General features: G+C 36.3%; 25 protein-coding genes. 10 read left to right on the forward strand and 15 right to left on the reverse strand.

Annotated features, from left to right (window positions below; genetic code table 11):
• Positions 1-7: 7 nt before the first annotated feature.
• The 4 genes from KTR07_RS05935 to KTR07_RS05950 form a co-directional block, all read right to left on the reverse strand.
• Positions 8-283 (reverse strand): hypothetical protein, encoded by a 276-nt coding sequence (locus KTR07_RS05935; protein ID WP_008768594.1) that lies wholly within the window; start codon positions 281-283, stop codon positions 8-10.
• Positions 280-534 (reverse strand): hypothetical protein, encoded by a 255-nt coding sequence (locus KTR07_RS05940; protein WP_055268798.1) that lies wholly within the window; start codon positions 532-534, stop codon positions 280-282. Before KTR07_RS05940 ends, KTR07_RS05935 begins: the two co-directional genes overlap by 4 nt.
• Positions 518-844 carry a hypothetical protein gene (locus KTR07_RS05945; protein ID WP_225472617.1) on the reverse strand — a complete coding sequence of 109 codons (327 nt, stop codon included), beginning with the start codon at positions 842-844 and terminating at the stop codon, positions 518-520. The genes KTR07_RS05940 and KTR07_RS05945 overlap by 17 nt, the downstream gene beginning before the upstream one ends.
• Positions 845-1,177: 333 nt before the next feature.
• Positions 1,178-1,870: a J domain-containing protein gene (locus tag KTR07_RS05950; RefSeq protein ID WP_109115720.1), complete on the reverse strand. Its 693-nt coding sequence runs from the start codon at positions 1,868-1,870 to the stop codon at positions 1,178-1,180.
• Between the two features lie 1,756 nt (positions 1,871-3,626).
• Between KTR07_RS05950 and KTR07_RS05955 the strand changes: the two genes are divergently transcribed.
• Positions 3,627-4,541, forward strand: a complete 915-nt coding sequence (locus KTR07_RS05955; RefSeq protein ID WP_008768590.1) for a hypothetical protein — start codon at positions 3,627-3,629, stop codon at positions 4,539-4,541.
• A gap of 45 nt (positions 4,542-4,586) precedes the next feature.
• Here KTR07_RS05955 and KTR07_RS05960 read toward each other — a convergent pair whose 3' ends face one another.
• The 11 genes from KTR07_RS05960 to KTR07_RS06010 form a co-directional block, all read right to left on the reverse strand.
• Positions 4,587-6,050 carry a hypothetical protein gene (locus KTR07_RS05960; RefSeq protein ID WP_227034623.1) on the reverse strand — a complete coding sequence of 488 codons (1,464 nt, stop codon included), beginning with the start codon at positions 6,048-6,050 and terminating at the stop codon, positions 4,587-4,589.
• 50 nt (positions 6,051-6,100) lie between these two features.
• Positions 6,101-6,289, reverse strand: coding sequence for a hypothetical protein (locus KTR07_RS05965; protein WP_008768588.1), 189 nt, complete (start codon positions 6,287-6,289; stop codon positions 6,101-6,103).
• A 219-nt stretch (positions 6,290-6,508) separates the two neighbouring features.
• Positions 6,509-7,243 (reverse strand): TIGR02757 family protein, encoded by a 735-nt coding sequence (locus tag KTR07_RS05970; protein WP_008768586.1) that lies wholly within the window; start codon positions 7,241-7,243, stop codon positions 6,509-6,511.
• Positions 7,221-7,553: a hypothetical protein gene (locus KTR07_RS05975; protein WP_055268794.1), complete on the reverse strand. Its 333-nt coding sequence runs from the start codon at positions 7,551-7,553 to the stop codon at positions 7,221-7,223. The genes KTR07_RS05970 and KTR07_RS05975 overlap by 23 nt, the downstream gene beginning before the upstream one ends.
• Positions 7,550-7,972: a hypothetical protein gene (locus KTR07_RS05980; protein WP_225720544.1), complete on the reverse strand. Its 423-nt coding sequence runs from the start codon at positions 7,970-7,972 to the stop codon at positions 7,550-7,552. The genes KTR07_RS05975 and KTR07_RS05980 overlap by 4 nt, the downstream gene beginning before the upstream one ends.
• Before the next feature lie 240 nt (positions 7,973-8,212).
• Entirely contained in the window at positions 8,213-8,800 is a 588-nt protein-coding gene (locus tag KTR07_RS05985) for a tyrosine-type recombinase/integrase (RefSeq protein WP_008647802.1), read from the reverse strand.
• 121 nt (positions 8,801-8,921) lie between these two features.
• Positions 8,922-10,880, reverse strand: a complete 1,959-nt coding sequence (locus KTR07_RS05990) for a BRCT domain-containing protein (RefSeq protein WP_109115718.1) — start codon at positions 10,878-10,880, stop codon at positions 8,922-8,924.
• A gap of 56 nt (positions 10,881-10,936) precedes the next feature.
• Positions 10,937-11,380: a dUTP diphosphatase gene (dut, locus tag KTR07_RS05995; protein ID WP_109115717.1), complete on the reverse strand. Its 444-nt coding sequence runs from the start codon at positions 11,378-11,380 to the stop codon at positions 10,937-10,939.
• Positions 11,361-11,708, reverse strand: coding sequence for a hypothetical protein (locus tag KTR07_RS06000; protein WP_008647806.1), 348 nt, complete (start codon positions 11,706-11,708; stop codon positions 11,361-11,363). The genes dut and KTR07_RS06000 overlap by 20 nt, the downstream gene beginning before the upstream one ends.
• Positions 11,686-12,150 (reverse strand): hypothetical protein, encoded by a 465-nt coding sequence (locus KTR07_RS06005; protein WP_109115716.1) that lies wholly within the window; start codon positions 12,148-12,150, stop codon positions 11,686-11,688. The genes KTR07_RS06000 and KTR07_RS06005 overlap by 23 nt, the downstream gene beginning before the upstream one ends.
• Positions 12,150-12,683 carry a DUF4494 family protein gene (locus tag KTR07_RS06010; protein ID WP_109115715.1) on the reverse strand — a complete coding sequence of 178 codons (534 nt, stop codon included), beginning with the start codon at positions 12,681-12,683 and terminating at the stop codon, positions 12,150-12,152. Before KTR07_RS06010 ends, KTR07_RS06005 begins: the two co-directional genes overlap by 1 nt.
• A gap of 222 nt (positions 12,684-12,905) precedes the next feature.
• On the opposite strand from KTR07_RS06010, the gene KTR07_RS06015 reads away from it, so the two are divergent.
• From KTR07_RS06015 to KTR07_RS06055, 9 genes are all read left to right on the forward strand, one after another.
• Positions 12,906-14,243 (forward strand): DUF935 family protein, encoded by a 1,338-nt coding sequence (locus tag KTR07_RS06015; protein ID WP_217315240.1) that lies wholly within the window; start codon positions 12,906-12,908, stop codon positions 14,241-14,243.
• Positions 14,244-14,389: 146 nt separating this feature from the next.
• Positions 14,390-15,103 (forward strand): hypothetical protein, encoded by a 714-nt coding sequence (locus tag KTR07_RS06020; protein WP_109115713.1) that lies wholly within the window; start codon positions 14,390-14,392, stop codon positions 15,101-15,103.
• The gene (locus KTR07_RS06025; protein WP_109115712.1) at positions 15,088-15,582 is read left to right on the forward strand and encodes a hypothetical protein; all 495 of its coding nucleotides are present in this window, start codon (positions 15,088-15,090) and stop codon (positions 15,580-15,582) included. Before KTR07_RS06020 ends, KTR07_RS06025 begins: the two co-directional genes overlap by 16 nt.
• Positions 15,579-16,352 carry a hypothetical protein gene (locus KTR07_RS06030; protein ID WP_070612595.1) on the forward strand — a complete coding sequence of 258 codons (774 nt, stop codon included), beginning with the start codon at positions 15,579-15,581 and terminating at the stop codon, positions 16,350-16,352. Before KTR07_RS06025 ends, KTR07_RS06030 begins: the two co-directional genes overlap by 4 nt.
• 52 nt (positions 16,353-16,404) lie before the next feature.
• Positions 16,405-17,676 (forward strand): ATP-dependent Clp protease proteolytic subunit, encoded by a 1,272-nt coding sequence (locus KTR07_RS06035; RefSeq protein ID WP_109115711.1) that lies wholly within the window; start codon positions 16,405-16,407, stop codon positions 17,674-17,676.
• 20 nt (positions 17,677-17,696) lie between these two features.
• Entirely contained in the window at positions 17,697-18,779 is a 1,083-nt protein-coding gene (locus KTR07_RS06040; protein WP_070612599.1) for a hypothetical protein, read from the forward strand.
• 73 nt (positions 18,780-18,852) lie between these two features.
• Complete coding sequence (locus tag KTR07_RS06045; protein WP_008647821.1) at positions 18,853-19,206, forward strand: hypothetical protein; 354 nt, start codon at positions 18,853-18,855, stop codon at positions 19,204-19,206.
• 11 nt (positions 19,207-19,217) lie between these two features.
• Positions 19,218-20,531, forward strand: a complete 1,314-nt coding sequence (locus tag KTR07_RS06050) for a DUF2586 family protein (RefSeq protein WP_008647822.1) — start codon at positions 19,218-19,220, stop codon at positions 20,529-20,531.
• An 8-nt stretch (positions 20,532-20,539) separates the two neighbouring features.
• Complete coding sequence (locus tag KTR07_RS06055; RefSeq protein ID WP_008647825.1) at positions 20,540-21,001, forward strand: hypothetical protein; 462 nt, start codon at positions 20,540-20,542, stop codon at positions 20,999-21,001.
• Positions 21,002-21,128 lie beyond the last annotated feature (127 nt).

Here is a 21,128-nt window from a genome sequence, read left to right on the forward strand (position 1 = left end):
CTTGATATTAATTGTTCTCTTCAGGATGGAGTTTCAAATACTCGGTAAGTTCACAGTCATATATTTGTTCCTTAGCAATTTCAGAAACAAGGGAATCTCCTTTAGTCTCCCAGAATTTCACCAACAAATCAATATTGGCACATTCGGGATGCTCTGTAATTATGCGCTCTCGGATTTCTTTTGGGATGCTATCGACTACATCGCACACATAATTCAAGCGGCAAGCTTTTAATGTTAGTATAACAATAACACATCCCACGATTACTTTGAATATCTTTTTCATTTGATACGTTTTTTACCGCTGTACATTTCCAGTGCACGCTCTACAAGTAAGTTCTGATTCCTGTCATCCAAATTGGCGAAAAATTCTTCTACCGCTCCATAATGACCATTTTGACTATTATATTCACGATACTTATTCCATAAATGCCTCCATCCACATTCGGCTTTTTCAAAAGCAACAGCACATTCATGCTCATCCCAGCAATTCCACATATAGTAGAAGAAACTGGCTATATCATTCTTTTTTGCCATTATCTTTCACATCAATCATTATAAACTTGAAATATTTCCAACTCCCCAATACAATACTATATTGCTTCTCATCCTCTAGTTGGTACATGGTACCATCTTTCAATGTTAGGAAGTAAGTGTTTCCATCTATTCTCATAGTCTTCTCCACGCGCTGTATGTTTCCTGTAAATACCCTTACAGTTTTGGCATTTATCGCAATACAGGAAAACAACAGGCATATAACTACCAAGATTCTATAGAATTTACTACCAATTGCAGTAGCTACTTTGATATACTTTTTCCGCTTATATACCACAACATACTTCTTCATAGATTTACGCTTTAAATAAATCATACACAGTTTTTCGCTTCACGGTAACATTTTGAGATTTAGGCAAATAGAATGTCATATTTGCACAAGAGGTAGAAATGATTTTCACGCTCGTTCTTTGGATTCTTGCTCGTTTCATGCTTTATTTTTTAAAGGTTTACAATCAGACACAAAAATAGCACGCACTCAAAAGTACATGCCACAATTAAAGTGGGTAACAAAGACTCGCACTTCTTGCACGCTACGCTTCCACGTTCGTTTTACCCATAAAAATAGCACGCCTATATTCACCTCCAGACGTGCTATATATGTTATGACTTACCAGTTCTTTAGTTATGCAGCCATTCGCGCATCATATTCCGCACGCTTTTGAGCATTTCCCAGAACTTCCCATGCTGCATTTACCTCTTGCATCTTTTCATTGGAACCACCGGCATCAGGATGAGCAGATTTAGCAGCTTGTTTGTATGCAGCTTTAATTTCCGCTTCCGTAGCATCATGCTTCACACCCAAGATTTCATAATAGTTAGCGGCTTTTGCGACTACTTCTTCAAAGTTCAAACGGAATTTCAGAGCATCGAAAGACGCTTTTGTAGCAGCATGAATTTTCTTCTTAAAATCACGCGCTGCACAATCCAGGTCTTTCTTTGTAGGCACCAAACCAATACGGCTCCATACACTTCCCTCAACATCCCACTTCTTTGATACTTTGCAATCACTTGTACGCACTATGATTTCAGCCGGTGTACCGCTACGCAATTTGGATGCAATACCACCATTATCTTCACGCAACCCAGCTTCCACCGCTTTCACAGTCCAGAACGTAGCTACCACATTCTTCCACACGCGGAAAATCTCGTCCTGTGTCTTATCCTTTGGCGTGTATTCATCACCGGCAAAATTCAGTCCTGAATAATGCGTTTCTCCGTCACGGTTTACACTCTTATACACCAAAGTTACGCCTACCAACTCATTTGCGTTTAAGTTCTCAAATTGTACACTGTTATACCTACTAATTGTTCCCATGATTACTGTTTTTTAGGAATTTTCTGCAATAGCGCATTGTAGGCAATCGGGGAATCGAACCCCGACCTACCAAAATAGGAACGCACCACCGAAAACGTTTACACGCTTTCGATTGCGTTAAAGCCCAATCAGAGCATACTGGACATTCACCTATCCAGCACACTCTATGTACAACTTTTTGCCCGTCACTAACAGCGCAACGGAGCCGTGCGCCTTGTGTATGAGTGCTCACCAACTGCAACCAAACCGATTGAATTGCAGTTTTTTACATACGCTTTCGCCTATGTGGTAGGTAATTTCCATCGTTACCGTTAAAGCACACTTTTGGCATACACTTCTTCACTGTTAGGGCTGCGTTGCGTTGGTGATTACATATATACGCAAGGGCATATATCTTTCTCAGTTCGCATTAGGGGCAGATTTTCACACCTTTGTGTAAACATCCGTTTTTCGGTATGCAGTCGGCAACTGGGCACAACTATAGCACAAAGTTTACACTTTTCCCTTTTGCTGCATGGAGCTACGCACCTATGGCACGCTTTTGTAGCAGACTTATGTATATAGCTCCCCCATAGTGCCAGCGACGGTTTGCATGACAATCTTTAATAACTGACCATTACAGTTATGGGTATTCTTTCCCCGTTCACAAAACATCCCGTTTTATGTCTGGGCGTGCGCTTTTGCTTTCGCTTTCGCACTCCTTTTGCTTTTATGTACTACTTTCTTTTGTCCGTTTCTTACTTCTTGTTTTTACGGTTATTAATTACGTTTATTATCTCGTATCTGTTTGCGGTTTTCGCTTTTTGTAGGTTTACAGATAAAACCAAAACGGAAAGTAAACACTTTATCAAGTAGCCGTTATCTTAACTTGACGTTGCAAAGATATGGCAATGTTTTGATATACACAAATAAATAATCAATTAATTTCGTTTTAAGACTAAAAATAATTTATAAACATCTGATTTTCAGATACATAAAAACACAAATAAAACAAGTAAATCTATAAGTAATTGAGAATCAACAATATAAGTACTCCAACACGTGCGCGTGTATGCGTGGTTACTTATTAGGGCAAATCGTGACACATGTACACACATGTGCACACATATACGCGCGCGAGATGTTGTTACCTGGATGCAAAAAGGAACGGGAACAAATCACATACACAAAAGGATAAATTTGTAATTATTTCAAAAGAGTATCAAAAACAAAAGAATAGGCAAAACAAAGAGCAAAAGCACATTTGTTTCACTTTTGTATATTAGTGAAACAATATAATTAACTGATTTACAGCAATATGGCAATAAAAAATATAAAAAAAAGAAGGCAGAGCCGGTCAATTATGGAGCGAATACCGTATATATAATCCGACCTGATTTTTCAATCTCGTTTTTTCAAAAGTCGATCATAGTACAAAAAGCCAATTCTCTTCCAGACCACGTTATTCAATACAATAAAATTATCTCCAATTTCTAACATTAATTTTATAATATATCGAATCTGGAAGTAGAGATTCTGTAATTATCCCAGCATCAATTTATTAACTTTATTTTTATAATACAGAGAAATAATTATTTCCCAATATATTCAAATTGACAATGATATAAAAATTCAATATATAAGTTTTCTGATTTTTTCCAGCCACCTATTTTTTCAGTCTCGTTTTATGGTAATTAAGCTAAATTTTTATATCCAAATTGATGTTTATCAAAAAATCATATTACATTTGCCTAACAATTGATTATTTTATCCAAATATGAAAACTAAAAAACAAGTAGAGCATTTTCTAAGAAAAAGAAAATATAAGTCTGAGATAGACTTTAAAGGAATCAGTTCTTATTGCAAAACAGAATATAATATTAAGCTGCATGTACCTTCCAGTTATTCAGACGATCCTGAAGCTCTCGATTACGCTACATTTGCCAACTGGTTTGACAAAGGATTTGGAGCTGGAGATGCAGTAAAATGGAACGATTCTATAGGTTTGGTACAAGAAGGGAATGTGAATACTGTTTTAATATGCCTTAGAATTGACGGAAACACGCCTAATTTCGACAAAATAACAATTCCTGTAGACATTATAACCCCAGCCGGAGAAAATGCTTTAAATCGCCTCTATTTAGTTTTAGATGAAAATGGCCAGGAATTTGGCAACCCATTTTTCGTAATTTCCACTAAATATATTCCCAAATCATGTGATTTAGTATGCTTCCATAATCATAAAACTGGTCAAGAAGGATATGGAGTCGTAAGACTTGCAGATAAATCCTCTGGAGACATCGTTATGTATTGCTATGTTATCAAAGGGGAACCGGTTAAATACAGCATGAACGAGTATTTGGGAAAAATAGATGATTTCTCGTTCACAACTTTCAAGCCAGCGGATTATCAAAGAAAGGCTCTGGATGTAGAATTAGCTAAGGTTGGTAAGACATGGAATCATTTTCTAAAACGAATTGAGCCTTTGAACATGAAAGTAGCTACAGGAGAACGCTACTGGTATATTACAGATAAGATGCAAGTTACTTCAGATGTGGAAAAAGGAACTGTAACAAGCAATAAACGTTATCTGGCAGGCAATTATTTTCGAAGAGAGAAAGATGCGATTAGAATACTGTCTGAAGAAATAGAAATTAGAAGAAACTTTTTAGCCGAACCCGAAATAAGATAATCAAGTCCGGCTAAGGAAAAGGATTCTGGAAGGTGGCAAAAGACTTCATGGTTGTTCTGCCATCTTTTTGTTATAAAGCTCTTCCACATCACTTGCCTGATTTACTTGCACGTTATAGTTTATAATCTTATCGACTGATAACTGTTGAGGATGAAGTTTAACTGTATTTTTTTGAGGAAGTTCTTTCCAGAGGGTTCTCAAATCTTCCACAGGTACCTTCGATTCGTTTGAGAAACGTTTAAGCAAATCTTCATAAACTGCTTTTGTCACTTCCGATGGACGAGGTTGCTGATTACTCTCCCGTTCTTTCACGAACTCAATCATAAGCCATATTGCATATTCGGCATCTGTCAACATGTTCGTATCTCTTTCAGCGACTTGTCGGATAGATTCAAGAAATATTAATCTGGAGGTTCGGTCCCCTACTCCCTTCCGTTTAATTTTTCTGGAAGATGAAGGAGATTGATTGATGTTTTTAATTTTACTGGGAGTCACATAACATACAGGTTCTCCATTCTGCATCTCAACATCGAATCCAAAAATATTCTTCATGTCTTGTTCCGAAAGAGAGAAATCCGGATTGATAGTTTTTAAATCATTCCAAGCACGGTAAAGAATATCTTTGAAATATTCAGCTGGAATGTAATTACCTGGAGAGTCTTCATCATATTGCAAGTATCCCCAAACTTCTCTTATTGCCATATCAAAATCATTATCGGCAAAATCTGGAAGGTTAATGATAGTTTCAAAATCAGAAGAAGAAAGATCTGGAAAAGATAAGTCACGAGAATTGAACCATTCCAAAATCTTCATATCAGTTTCTTTATTAAACTCACTTCGTTCGTTATGATTCTCTTTATTCTCTATATTATCTATATATATCTTATTCTGTTGTTCAATATGAGCGGACCCTCGTTCAATATGAACACACCCCTGCTCATATTGAGCGCACCCTCGTTCATATTGAGCGGACCCCTGTTCATATTGAACGAGGTTAGATTGCTCTTTGACTATATTTTCTGATAGTTTTTCTATGTCTTCACCTTTTTCTTCGTCTATTTGCGAGGGTGTGTTCATATTGAGCGAGGGTGTGTTCATATTGAGCGAGGGTGTGTTCATATTGAGCGAAGTGTGTGGATATTGACGAACTACATCGTTCAATATGGTCAATGGAATCGCTGAAATTGGACGTACCTCGCTATTTAAGCACAAGCCTCGCAAATATACCCATCCTTTATCTGATATTTGAGAACTTACTTTATGTATTGCTCGTATCTCGCTCCAATTTACATAGAATGTGCAAAGTGCCCCTTTATTTTGAGAACAGCTGATAAGATTAAGTTGCTTCAAGGTATCTATTGCCCGGCGTACTGAACTAATAGAAGTTCCCATGACGTCAGCTAGTTCTTTGTTGGATATGGCGCATGTTGTCTTATCCCCATCTGTATAGCCTCTTCGTAACAGATGAAATAAAATCATAAAGCCATCACTGGATGTTAACGTTGCCATTGCGTATGGAATGCACTTCCAGTGGTTATCGAATTTGTCGGAAAACGTACTCATTTGCTTATATCATCTTTTATATAAAAACTAATAATCTGCCCTTTAACCATCTGTTTGGTAAGACGGAAACCTATTTGTTTTGCAAATCGTCCTATGCGTTGATTATTGGGTGCATACGGAAATCTTTCAGCATAACATGCTCTCATATCTTCTACAGAAACCCTGTTTTTATTTTCTATATCCATACTTTTATTAAATTAGTTCGTTATACATCTATTTATTATTTCTCTTCGTTTTGACTTGGCATATTATTTTGTTGGCACAAGTTAAGTTGATTTTGGCTCAACAATTCATCGCATGTCCGTTTAAAAGGACAATCTTTACAAGCTGTATTCTGTGCAACCACAATGGTTATAGCCGCGATTGAGACAAGCGACAATACAATTAAAAGAATAACAATCATTTTATTTCAAGTTTTTTGTCATTAATATAAAGTCATATTTTAATGGATCCTCTGCATCCCATTGGCGATAAACATGAGTGAGTTCCATAACAGCCTTCCAGCTCTCTTTAGGATAAGATATAAGCCCCATACGTTGTGCTTGCTGCGCAACATGGGTATCCATAACAGCGTATAGTTTTTTAGGTTTGATTAAGTCAGTCTGCCATACTCCTAAATCTATTTCATCTTTACGAACCATCCAACGCAATAGCATATTAATACGTTTACAAGCAGAGTTACGATATGGACTTCCAAGACGGGCCGGTTCACACCAATTGCATAGCGTGAGTAATAAATCATCAAGTGAAATGGGATGTTTTTTTAAATATTCCTGAATAGAATCGTGTTTACTGTAGAAGCATCTTAATTGATGACACACCTCTTTAAATATTTTTCCTGTAAGAGTACGGTAAATACTACATTCGTCCGGAATATCATAAAAATCACCCAATTTAATATATTTACCTGGCTCCCATCCACATACGTTCATCAACTTCTCTGCACAATATATTATATGACTACGTTGTCCCCATGAAACCATAGCCGTTAATATTGCACAAACCTCAATATCCGCTGTAGTTCTCCCAGAAAGATTCCGTATTTGGTGTACTATTTGAATAGGATCATTTGAGATAAACGCTTTATGGTCAAACTGATTCCACATTCGTTCCATCTCATTTTTTAATGTATGTATCATTATTATCTGCTTTTAAATTGTTACGATAAAAAGTTATCATATCAGCTATAATATTAGTTGCTACTTTGGCTTGTTGTGCCATTTCATAATTTTCCGCTTTTACTAAGTTTTCATTCCAGCACCATATATCATATCTGATTTTCCATAAAATCATTTCATTGGCATCATTCGTAAATTGAGAGTGAGATAACATTAGCTTCTGAAGATAATATATCTCTTGAAGAGTTTTGTATTGCTTAGATAGTTTACGAAGTGCATAAATGGCAATGGCAAACAATATTAAGCATAGTATAAAAATTGCATATATCATATTTTTAATTCGTTTATATTTATAAATGAAGGACAGTTTTCATCGCCAATAGTATGATTGGCCGGAATCTTATTGAAAGGTCCATCTCGTTCGCAAGATAAATTATATCTAAGACAATTATAGCGATCCCAACATCCTTTAGCCTGACACTTATGAGGGTCGTTAGATAATTTGGTATAAGTTATCAATGATAGGAAATTGGCAGTATCTGGTAATTGCTTTCTAAAATGTTCAGGGATTTCACCTTGATGCCATATATTATTGGATTTGATTAGTGTTCCATCAAATCGCCGAATATAAAATTCTTTACCTTCAGAACCTTTAATAACGTTATTGGGTCGTTTTACAAATGGATATACAATATAATAATGAGAACCAATAACTTCATTACCTATATCCGGATGAGCTATTTTATCCATCCAGAAAGCACATTTAGAACAGACATTTCGTTTACTCATAATACGCAAAATATCTCCCGGAGGATTACATTCATCCAGGTTCTCCAGCGTATTACATAATTCACAAGTAATGATGATAGGTGGGGATACAGACAGTCCCCTCTTTTGTTGTATAAACATGGTCAATTTTATTTATCCAATTATGGAGTAAAGATAGGGGCACATGTCGTGCAAATCAAAATGTAAAATGTAGCGAAGAAGTTAGAGACGGATAGAATCGAATATAGAATTTATTTCATCTTCTCTAATGCAGATGTATATTTTAGTTATTTCAATGTTAGAGTGATTGAATATCCTGTTCAATAGTAACAGTGCTTCTGACTTGTTTTCGCTTGTATCATAAACATATCGTCCAAATGTTTTTCTAAAAGTGTGTGTAGAAAAATTTTCTATATCCAATTTATATTTAGCTTTCCATTCTTTCATTATCCGATTAAGATATTGGGAAGAGACAGATACTCCTGTAAATTTGCTTTTAAATATTAATTCATTCGGATTAGGGCGTTTAAGCAATATATAAAGTTCCTCTATTCTCGTTTGAATACTTAAATTAAATGGGATTTTTCGTACTTTTCCAGTTTTCTTCTCAATTTTGGTCAATGAACCTTTATGGAGAATATCAGCCCATGCTAAAGACAATACATCTGATACTCGTAGTGCAGTGCAGAATGCCAGTCGAGCATATAGTTCCCATAAATATTGCCGATCCTTATGAAGAAGGCGTAATAACTTCTTATATTCTTCCATAGGAAGATAATCACTTTTAGTTAACTGATTTTTCTTTGCCATAATTATATCAATTCATTTACTTAATGCAAAAGTATGATATTACATCCAATTATACAAATTTAGAAGCGATTAATATCAATTTAAATCAATATTAATCGCTAATACATTGTAATGCAATAATTTAATTATTAAAAAAATCACAGAATTCTTCAATTGATAAAATTGGTATCCCCAATAATTTGGCCTTGGATATTTTTGATGAGTTGGCAGACTTGTCTTTCACCACCAAATGTGTTGTTTTTTTAGACACCCCACTAACAATTTTTCCTCCTTCGTTGGTGATTACTTCTTCAAGATTACTATCTCGAAATCCTGATACACAGATGGACAAACCTTTACATTTACCTTCCAGCACAACGGTCTTTGGGGACAATTTGTAAGGTATTTTAGTTTCCTCTAAAAAGGCCATAAATGGAAAATACCCTAACAATAAGTTTTGTACAGTTATAGGACAATTCTTAAAGTCTTCGCTTTGAACATCCGGTTCGTGATTGATATACCACCCTTGACAGAACGAGCATAAATCCTCATCATCCATTTCATCCAATATTTTTTGGGCCTTTATTTTTCCTATTCCTTTAAAGCAATCGCTGGCTTGCATTAAAGTCGCCAAATCAACTCCTTGCATGATTTTTCTGTTATTCTCCAATATTATATTTGAAATACTGTCTCCGAATCCTTCGATTTTTATCAGATCGTTAAAAGTAATGTTAAGAATCGCCGGTATAGAAGTAAAGCCTGCATTGAATATTTTGGATAATGTTTCTTCTCCCATATTTTCAGCCCCACATGTCAAATAGAAAAATATAATTTTAGCTAATTGAACACCTGGACAACTAGGATTAGTGCAACACAGTTCTATGTGATTCTCATTCCACATAGTCGATGAACTACAATGAGGACACTCTGACATTTCATCCCATAATTTCTCTTGTTCTTCTTGTGTTGCTGGGGTAAGAGTTGATAGAATCTTAGGAATTACCCCTCCAGAACGAGTAACTAATATTTCAGCCCCCTTTGCTATTTCATGATCATTAATCCAGCCGGCATTATATCCAGTAGGATTTTCCATGTTGCAATCTCCAGTATCAACCATTTCAATATTAACCACAGGTTTAAGGGCACCCGACTTACTGACTTTCCATACAATATCCTTTACTGTTGTCTCGAAAGATTCTGTAAAATCTGGATGTTTGTAGGCAATGGCATATAATGGATTTCCAGATGTTTGATGTCTGCCAATAACTTCCCATAAGCGCAAATCATCAACATAAATCACAATACCGTCAATTGGATACACCTTACTCCACTCTTTGAATAAATTCATCAGTAGCTCTTCGTTCAGTTCATCTATAAAAGCAAAATGGTAAAGATGCTCTTGTTGATAGATATTACAAATAGTTTCTATCAGACTATGGAAGTTGTTATAATCATGTAGGGAACTCTCATCCACCCCATATCTGAAGAAAGAAGCGTGTTCAAGATAATCACATGGCTCATCTCTATTTAAAAGACCGGCAGCTGTGTTACGCGGTGATTTAAAAATATCTCCTGTGAATTTAGAACGTTTCCCATGAAAATGCCGCTCCCAATCACTTCTGTTGATAACAAATTCTCCAAAAGTATAATGAAAACTGCTGGCAGGGTTATAACATTGAATGGATGCTCGATAATGGCTAGTACAATCTTGCCCTTCATTTTCTATCCCTCCACGAGAATATGCCTCACCAGTTAATTCATTATATAGTAGAGAAAGACCATCCAGCTTAGGCATACATATTACACCTGCATTTCCTTTCAAGCCTAAAGACATATACCATTTTTTAAGTTCTGATATATCCTTTACTTTATTTAAAGATTTCATTGGGATTGGCAAAGCCCGTTTTCGGGTTTCAGGTACAAAAGCGGGTTCGGTATGTTTGAACCATTCATTGTCTGGATCAAGTGTTTTTAATAGTTCTATTTCTGCATCATACTCCGCATCTGAAATTTCTGGCGTACCCATACGATACATTTTATTGTGTCGCTTAATCATATCAAGCAACACATCTTTTGTTTCAACTGTAAAATTAAGCTCCATATCCTATAATATTTATAAATTAAATAATGGGGCACATAAAACGTACCCCATATTTCTTATTTTATTCCTGAATGCCCAAATCCTTGTTCACCGCGTTCTGTGGTCTCTAAATCTTCGATTGAAGAAACAGGCTCCCATTCTGCTTGTTCATATTTAGAAATAATCATTTGGGCAATCCGTTCCCCGTCATTAACAGTAAACGGCTCTGTTCCATGATTAATAAGAATTACACCTACATCACCTCGATAGTCGGCATCCACGCATCCTGGAGAATTAAGACAAGTGATTCCTTTTTTAAGGGCCAGTCCACTTCTAGGCTGAATTCTTGCTTCAAAACCTTCTGGAAGTTGTATATGTAATCCTGTTGGAACCAATACACGTTCTCTAGGATTAATAGTAATTGGAGCATCAATATTTGCTCTTAGGTCCAGTCCTGCTGATTGCTTAGTTGCGTATTGAGGCAACGGATGTTTTGATGTACTATAAACTTTTACTTTCATACGTTCTATTGTTTTTATTATATTTCCATTTTTTACGGTTCATCGCCATCGTGGGATATGTCTGACGTTCGATACCACATAATTTGTCATATTCCTCTAACTTCAATGAACCTATATCTGATAATTCTATTTCAACATCACTGCCTATATATCTAAAATAATACATACCATTGGAAATCAATGTACCGACACAAGCCTTAGAAATATTTCCAGGCTTTAAACCGCTGATTTTAGCTGCCTCATTTACTGAAGCAGCCATAAGAGCCAATGTTTTTCTGCGATTAAATATTAAGACAGCTTTGGGTTTACGAAAAATCTTCTCTGCCATCCCAAATTTGTTTGAGCAATTCTGGAGGAAGCCTTTTCTTTACCAACGAAATTAAATGTGTATCTGACACAACAACTCCAGTAACAAACATTTCGTCTATTATTTCATTGATATATGCGCAGAATTGCGGATCAACATAAGATAAAAACGGATAGCATAAACATCCGTCAATCAATTGATGCCCCTCCGTGTTGATTGATACCAGTTTCTCTAAAGGCAACTTGTAAGTTTCTGCAATAGCCTTGATTTGGAAATCAAACTTATGAAAGAAGTCTTCTATGCTTAATTTATTGTCGGGGTCTTTAGATTGGAGATAATATGTAGCATCAAAAATTCTGCTACCATCAAAATGAGTTCCAAAAAGGAGATTAGGAAATTCCGGGAGTAAGACTTCTGTACATTTGATATTTGTAATTTTCCCGGTTCCCTTAGGAGAAGTCATTATACCCTAATGTTGTTTTGATGAGTTTCAGGTGTAACCATGACCGATTGTGCTTTGTCATATTTGACATTTCGGATAGTATATTCACGTGTTTCCCCAGCCCTTTTTAAGTAAGTGCGAATATTTTCTATCGCTTCAGATGAAGAATAAGCCGGTACATAAATTGTACTGTTGGAACTTCTGGTTTTACCAGTCTTTTCGTCCACATCATAATAAACAAGAGATACTTGATACAACCCAACTTCTGTATCTTCACTTTCTTCAAAAAAATAGGATATTAATCCACAAATTAGTTCAGTATCAGTAGCAAATGTATCGTTATAAGCAACTTCTGAAATTTTGGTGCGAACAATTTCTATATCCACATCACCAAACTCATCTTTGCCTTCAGCCAACTTATAAGCGATTTGTTCTGCTTCGGTATAGCATGTAGCCATTACCAGATCTTCTGATTTGATGGGAACAATAGCACCTAGATCATTTGTGCCTTTGTATGCCATCTTAATGCGAAAATAATTAAAATCTTTACTCATTTTAATGACGTATTATTTGTTAAACATTAAATTATCGACGCAAAGATATTTTATTTTATCATATTGACAATACAAAATCATATATTTAACACATATTTTATAGCTATATATCTATAATACTGATATTTACGAATTTCAAATTATAATACATATACTCCTACCATACCATATATATAGAAACCAACTTTAGACTCGCTATCTATTCTTTCAAAAACTCTTAATATGAATGTAATTAGTGCAGAAACAACATTTCACGGCACTCCTTTAGAAAGCATATTTAAAACTAGTAAAAAAACTATTCAAGAATATGTTAGGGAGATTGACCGTCATTGTAGATACAAATCCATTCAATCCCAAGTAACACGCGGGGTTGTTTTAGATGATCGTGGTCCACTGATAGATTTATACGAAGCATGTGTAGAGCAGGATGCTCATTTACGTGCAGTATTAGAAACTGTAGAATCACAGATTATAGGCGAACGATACATGTTGGCAAGACAAAATGAACGAGGAAAATATATTAAGGATGTAGAAGAAACCAAAAAGATACAAGGTTCTCAATTCACTAAAATCATAAAAGGTATTGTTGAAGCCAAATGGTACGGTTACACCTTATTAGAAATAATGCCTGATATTAACCCTTTAACAGGAAAGCTAGCTGAAGTAAATATTGTTGAGCGAAGAAATGTATTGGCAAGTCAATTACGAGTTGTGCAAAGACAAGGGCAGTGGAATCCAGGATGGGATATTGCTTCATCGCAATACTCCAAGAATTATATACTTATTGATAATGGTGATTTGGGGCTGTTCTCTGCAACTACTCCAACTATCCTTGCAAAAAAATTCACTCTTGCTAATTATGTTAATTTTAGTCATACTTATGGCCAGCCTATCATACATGGTAAGACTGAATCAGAAAGCATTCAAGATCGACAACGATTAGCACAAAACATTGCAAATGCGGCTCAGAATAAAATAATAGTTACAGGATTGAACGATGATATTGACATTAAGACATTTACAATGTCAAATTCCGAACACATATATACTAGTTTAATAAATTTTGCCAATACAGAAGTTTCTAATCTAATAGTTGGCTCTGAATCTATGGCTGGAGCAACCCAATCTTATGTTGGATCAACAAATGCTCACCAAGACATTTTTCGGGAGCGCATAGAGATGTATCGCGGTTTCATTGAAAATGTAATGAATGAAGAGATCGTTCCTAGATTAGTATCTATGGGATATATCAAGCCGGGATTAGAATTCAAATATGCCAACCGTGTAGAAATGAGTAATAAAGACAAGATTAGCTTATATTCTTTTATTACAGATAAGTATGAAGTATCAGCAGATGAAATCGAAAAAGAATTTGGTATTGTCGTAGGGAAACAATTTAACGCTATATCAGAAATGACAAGTAATAGCGGGAATATAAATGGAAGTTCCAATGATAGACGCATTATGTCCGATGAAGAATATTACAAAAGATATGGGCATAGGCGTGGTGAACGAAAGAATTCAAGCAACGTTGAAAATTTTCTAATGGAAGGAGAATAAAAGATAGCACTTCTCCTTCCGTCCTTGCAGAATCTAAATCAAACAAAGATGAAGAGAATGCTGAATACCTTGCTATCTATGCTGTTTTCCAGAAGTTTTTACAGGACTATGGCAATATAGAGGATCGTTGGGATTTATTAGAAGAAATGATGACGTTACGTGCGGAATTTGCATTGAATCATGCAATCAAAGGTTTTGGTATGGACTTTGAAAAAGCACTGGAATTACTTCGTAATCACAATGATGGATTAACCAAATTAGAAAAAGAGCAACGTAATATATTAGTAGCTGCATTAGATAATCTTGTTGATTTTGCAGTAGCTGAAGAATTTCAGATGTCGGAGAATCTTCCAGACAATTTTAATATTGGCAATGAAGTAGATCTGACAGAAGCTGAAAATGTTTTTCACAGATACAATAGCATATACGCTAATATTGAAAACGAAGATATTGAATATGCGATGGGAATTGCTGCTGGTTGGATTTTGTATAGCAATAATACAGTGTTAACATATATGACACAAGGAGATAATAGGGTTCGCCCTTGGCATCTTGCATTAGAAGGGACTAGCTACCGCAAAGCATCTTTCCCAGCATGGTTAATCCCCCCAATTGAACATGGATGCCGTTGTTTTCTAGTAGAAGAAAGTGCTGACGTTCTCAACCAATCCAAATTATCACAGGTGATGGGGCAAATTATTGAGATGCCCGATTTTGTTAATCCAGTATTTAAAGAAAGTGTAGCAAAGGGTGGACGAATATTTAGTGATGCACATTCATACTTTATTATTCCTAAAAAGCATAAAAAGAGGCTGCTCACCATTGCTAATAAAATTAAGGACAAATGGCTGGAAAAGTAATAACTCCAAGACAATTAGCTCAACAATGGTTGAGGTTGCCTAATAAATTTGAAGTTAATGTATTCAATTTTGAAACATTGGTAGGTAATGCCGCAAAAAAAATATTTAGAGACTCTTTTTATCTCCGGCGGTTCAATTCAGCCGGAACTTTTTCTTGGCAATCCAGACGTGATCATAAGCCACACCCTATATTGGAAGAAACAGGAGCATTAAAACATTCAATAGTATGGGAACGCTTTCATTCTAATAAGAATCGTGGTGTTAAATTATTCACAGATCCAGACATGTTCAAATTTAGTAATAGGCAATATGGAAGAAACTTTTGTTATGCAGCAATACATAATGAAGGAGGGAAAATTGCCAAACCTGGTTCCCCAGCATCCTATATTAGGCAAAGGCAATTTATAGGATATTCTACAACCGTAGCTGATAAAATTTCATCTTACAGTATTCGTATTTTTGATGGCTTTCCAAAATGATAGTAGATAAGTATAAAACAGATTTACCGGATAGTTTAAAAGACACACTTGCAAAAGACACCTCTCCCCTTCCCGATGATGACGATACTACTTTGGAGGAAGTAGACAACAACCCTTTAGAGGATGTGTATTTAGCAGTAAAACGTGTATTAGAGTCCTTACATACAGACCCTAACGATAATAATTCGCCCAAACTATTCCAAACTGTAAAAATAGATAACGGACAGTTTGAACGTATTGTTCGTACTCGTGGTAATACAGAATATGCTATACCTTTTCCTGCGGCATTTATTCGGTTTGTAAATGTACGTTATTTAGTTGCCCAACAAAGAATTGGAGAAGGGCGTGCCACTATGCGTATCAGATTTGTACTTAATGATTTAAACAATAGTGACGATATTGTTGAGACACATGGATTTCGCGTTTTTCAACAGATTAATGATGCAATTCAAGATGCGAAAGATTATGAAGAAGCATTAAATGAACGTTGCAACCTTACCTATTTTGATATGCCGGAATCTTTAGATCATGGGCTACAGCCATACTGGATTGACTACGAGATATGGTTTAGAACATCATCCTCTTTCCAGTATCGCAAATGGGTAGACAGGTATTTAGTTATGCCACCATTCACGAACCATTCTGATGCACCAGAACATGATTCAGAAGCACATGGTAATCACAAAGAACCTAAAATCGAAGATGTAGCGAAGTATGAACCTTCTGTAGAAATGCCTTCAACTGATCCCCCAACCGATCAAGTCGAATAACAAACTTACAACCATTAAAGAAGCTGATACCTATTCTTGTGAAAAAGCTCAAATGAAAGTAGATGAATTAAAATATGTAGTTGGAGAAGCGCAAGAAGCAAAACCGGTATATATGCGCTTCTATGGCAAAATTGATGAAGAGAGCACACGTAATTTTAATGATGAATTTTTATGGATACAAGATTACGTTAAACCCTCGAAAATTGTAATCAGCATTAATAGTGAAGGTGGAAGCGTTCTGTACGGAATGGGAACATTCTCCATTATACAGCAATGTCCCATTGAAGTTGAAACAATTGTAGAAGGATTGGCAGCATCAATGGCTTCAGTACTGTGGGCGGCAGGAACTCGTTCTTACATGCGTGACTATTCTATTTTAATGATCCACAACCCCTTCATACGTGACGAAAAGTCATGCAACCCAGACAATGAACAAATTGTAAATGCTTTTCAGAAACAGATTGAAACCATATATCATAAAAGATTTGGTCTGACGAAAGCTAAGGTTCGAGAAATCATGGATGGAAAAGAAGGTTGTGATGGAACTTACTTCGATGCAAAATCTGCCGTAAACGCCGGTATATTATCAGCAGAATGTGTTTTAAAAACCTCTAAACAGGTTTGTAATAAAGTAAAAGATCAAATTGAAGGAGTAGTGGAAGCGAACGCCCTTCAAAAAATCATGGCTTCTATCAATACAGAACTGGGCGATTTTAAACCACTTGATGATTCCAGTTCTATTCCTAATCAAAATCAAATAGAAAATTCAAATTCACAAAAAACAATGGACAAAGAACAAGAATTTGCATTTGGTTCTGTATGCGCCCAGCTTGGTTTGGAGAAAACCTCTGAAGTTTCAGCTGTTATTACCCGAATTGACGCATTGAAAAATGCGGAAAACAAGGCAGCAGAAATTCAGGCTTCATACAATGCTTTGAAAATTCAGAAAGAAGGATTGGATGCGCAACTTACCAATGTTAAAAACGAATTGACAACTGTCAAGAACGAATTGAAAAGTTACAAAGATGCTGAAGAGGCAAAACGTAAAGAGACTATCGAACAGTTCGTTGACAATGCAATTGCTGAAGGTAAAATCAATTCTGATGCAAAACCTAAATGGGTGGAAATGGCTCAAAACGATTTTGAAATGGTGCAGGCAACGCTGAATTCCATTCCAAAACGTGATAAAATTTCTGCTGAAATTGCAAATGATCCTGCCAACATTGAAAATGCAAAAAATCAGATGACCGAGGCAGAAAAGAAAATGGCTAAGGCTGTTGAAGCTGTCGTAGGAACAGATTTCCAGTTTAAAACACTCGACTAAAACAGAATAACATAAACAACATGGCAAGTTCAGTAAATTTTGCGCAAAACACATATTCTGGTGAGGTCCTTAATGACCTCCTGACATATACCGCGCAAGGAAATGATACATACAAAGAAGGTTTGATTCATATCAAATCTGGAATCCAGTTCAAATACACCATCCCCACTATTCAATTGGGAAAAGTAATTCAAGATAACGTTCCCACTCCAAACTCGACTCATGGTGCAGGAGCAGGAACCACTGGTGGACTGAACCAATACACATTCACAGAACGTTATCTGGAACCACAAGAATTCATGGTGTACCTTGAATTTAACCCTCGTGACTATGAAAAGTATTACAAATTCGCCCAACCGGAAGGTAATTTGGTATTCCGTGACTTAGACCCAAAAGTACAGGCTAAAATGCTGCGCCTTTTGATGGATCGAAAGAATGAGTATATCGGTGAGTCTATTTGGTGCTCCGCAAAAGGTGGTTCAGCAGCCGCAAAAATTACCGCTCCTGAAGGTTGTACAACGATTGGAGGTGAAAATGCCGGTGGCCCAATGAAATACTTTGACGGTGCAATCAAACGTATTCTGGCAAATACCGCAACAGATGCAACAGATGTGGAAAAAGCTGGCGGGCAAGTTATTATTGCCGGTACTACAGAATTAAGCACAGGTGCCAGTGTAGAAGCCGCACTCAATGCTATGTGGAAGAAATGCCCGAAACAAATCCGTAAGAAAGCAGGGTTGGTATTTGTGTGTGGCTGGGATATTTGGGATTTATATGACCAATATTTGAGCGACAAGACGGTGAAATACTCGGACAATACTAAAGTCAACGACTATCGCTTCAAAGGTAAGCGTATTGTACCTATTGTTGGCATCCCAGAGCACACTATCGTACTCGGAGAATTTACTACCGGTATGGAATCTAACCTATGGATGGGGGTTGACTATGCAAATGATGCAGAAGTAGTAAAAGTTGAACGACTGCAAGCTAACAGCGAATTGTATTTCTTCCAGATGCGAATGAAAATGGACGTAAACATTGTTCGTCCGGCAGAGATCGTTGCATGGACAGCATACAAGAATACAGTTGTAAGCGGTGGCTAAAAATCAAAAGTAATAGACTATTATATCACAAGGGAGTGGAGTAAGTGCTCCATTCCCTTTTTAAATTTAAGTTATGGCTAGAAAAAAGAATACAGAAGCTCCGGTTACAGAAGAGGTTAAAACACAAGATCCTACAGTTACTTCAGAAACACCGGTTATTTCAAATGAAGAATCTGAAAAACAAGAGCAAGACACTGTTGAAACTCCAGATACCTCCTCTATCAAAGAATCTTCTCAAAAACCTGAAAAAAAAGACAAAACAAAAGAAAAAGATGAAATACCAGAATTCGTAAAAGAACTGTTACAAAAATATCCTGGCTATCCGGCATTGTATATTGATTCCAAAGGTGGTGTATTCACCGCAGATGCACAACCTAATTGGGTGAAGGATGCTATTCTTTATCAAAATCCGTATTACAAACAATAAAATTTACAAATATGGCATTAGGTGGCGTTTTTATGAGTGATACCGATGGAAACATTGGAACAAGCTCTACAACCTCAACTGAAAAAGTCACAGGTTTGCTGTTTGATATTTCCAAACAAGCTAAATTCTTCGAAGAAGGTGCTGGTTTGGCCGTAAAAGACAAATTACAAGGTAATGTTATTGAAATCAATTCTATGGATGATTTGAAAGAACTTGGCATTACCGCATACTCCGGTGACACTGAAAAGGATTTACTGTTTGGAATTCCTTATTATCATATCAATCATTTCTTTGGAATACAAGGAAGCACAGGACGTTTGTTTATCATGTTTGCAGACTGTGGTGTAGATTGGAATGCTATAGAACAAATGCAACGCGCAGCACATGGTATGATTAACCAACTCGGTGTTTGGACTGAACAATCGTTGTGGAAACAAACAGATCCGGAAGCAGAAACATATAGCATTGACCTAGTTACAGATCTGCAATCCAAAGCAGCGTCTTTAGCTGATGAAAATGCTCCTTTATCAATTTTGTTATGTGCAAATTCCGCAGTAATCGCAACAGATGAAGAATCTGTGAAGAAAGTAGAACTTGGCAAAATACCAACATGTGTTATTAATGCTCGGTTTGTCAGTGTATTACTTGGTCAGGGACTAGACGCTGATGTATCAGCGATGCAACTTGCTAATCAAAATCTCACTCCTATAGGAAATATTGGAGCTGCACTCGGATGTATCGCTTCGGCAAGCGTACAAGAATCATTCGCATGGGTAAATAAGTTCAATTTGATTGGTTATTTCCCAGATATTGAAATGGGATTCGGAGATGTCACTTTGAATAGCGAAAGTAAGTTGACAAGTACATTAAAGTACTCATCTTTGAATAAAATCCAATTGGATGATCTGGACGATAAGGGATATATCTTCTTGTGCAAATATTCTGGTTTGGAAAGTGGAGTTTTTTTCTCTAAAGACCAAACATGTTCAAACGGAGATTACCGAACAGTTGCTAGAAACCGTACAATTCATAAGTCAAGACGCGCTGTACGTAACGCATTATTGCCTTATGTCAACTCTCCGTTGAAAGTAGATCCCAGCACTGGATACCTATCTTCTGCCAAGATTACGATGTTTCAAAACATTGTCTCTGACATCCTCACAACTATGCAGAATAATGAAGAAATTTCAGGTTTTTCTGTAACAATTGATAAGAATCAAAATGTATTAAAGAATGATACACTGATCATTAAATATTCACTTGTTCCGGTGGGTGTAGCGTCCCGTATTGAAGTAGTCGAGGGCTTGGCATTAACCAATAAATAATTAACAAGATGGCAATAATTAACAATGTAGCATACAGCTGGTCTATGATCCGCATTTCCATACCAGCATTGGATATTTCAGAAGATTCTACTATTATGCAAGGAGTTTCTGAAATCAAGTGGAACAAGACTCGTAAAGTTGAAAACAACTACGGTATTGGAGGAAATGCTATCAATCGTGGTTTTGGCAACAAAACCTGTACAGCCTCCATTACAATGGATTATAATACCGTTTCCCAACTCCGAGCATTGGCTGGTTCTTTAATGGATTTGGGAGAATTTGACTTGATCATCTCATTTACTAATGCTTATGCCGGTGAAGACTGGACCGCTGAAACTGTAACGCTAAAGGGATGCCTCTTTAACGAAGACGGAATGGAAAGTAAACAAGATGATACAAACATTACAAAAGAATTCAATTTGAATCCTTTCGACATTATCACAGGAGAAGGAACTAGTTCTTGGCTATAACTTCTGATATATCATGCAATAAAGGCGAGTAAAAACTCGCCTTTTCTTATATAAAAAGGGAAAACCATTTTTCAACAGTTTCCCTTTTACATCCCTACATAGAGTACACTCGAAATTAATCTCATGT

This window comes from Bacteroides sp. MSK.20.82 (assembly GCF_019052485.1).
Classification (GTDB): domain Bacteria; phylum Bacteroidota; class Bacteroidia; order Bacteroidales; family Bacteroidaceae; genus Bacteroides; species Bacteroides thetaiotaomicron.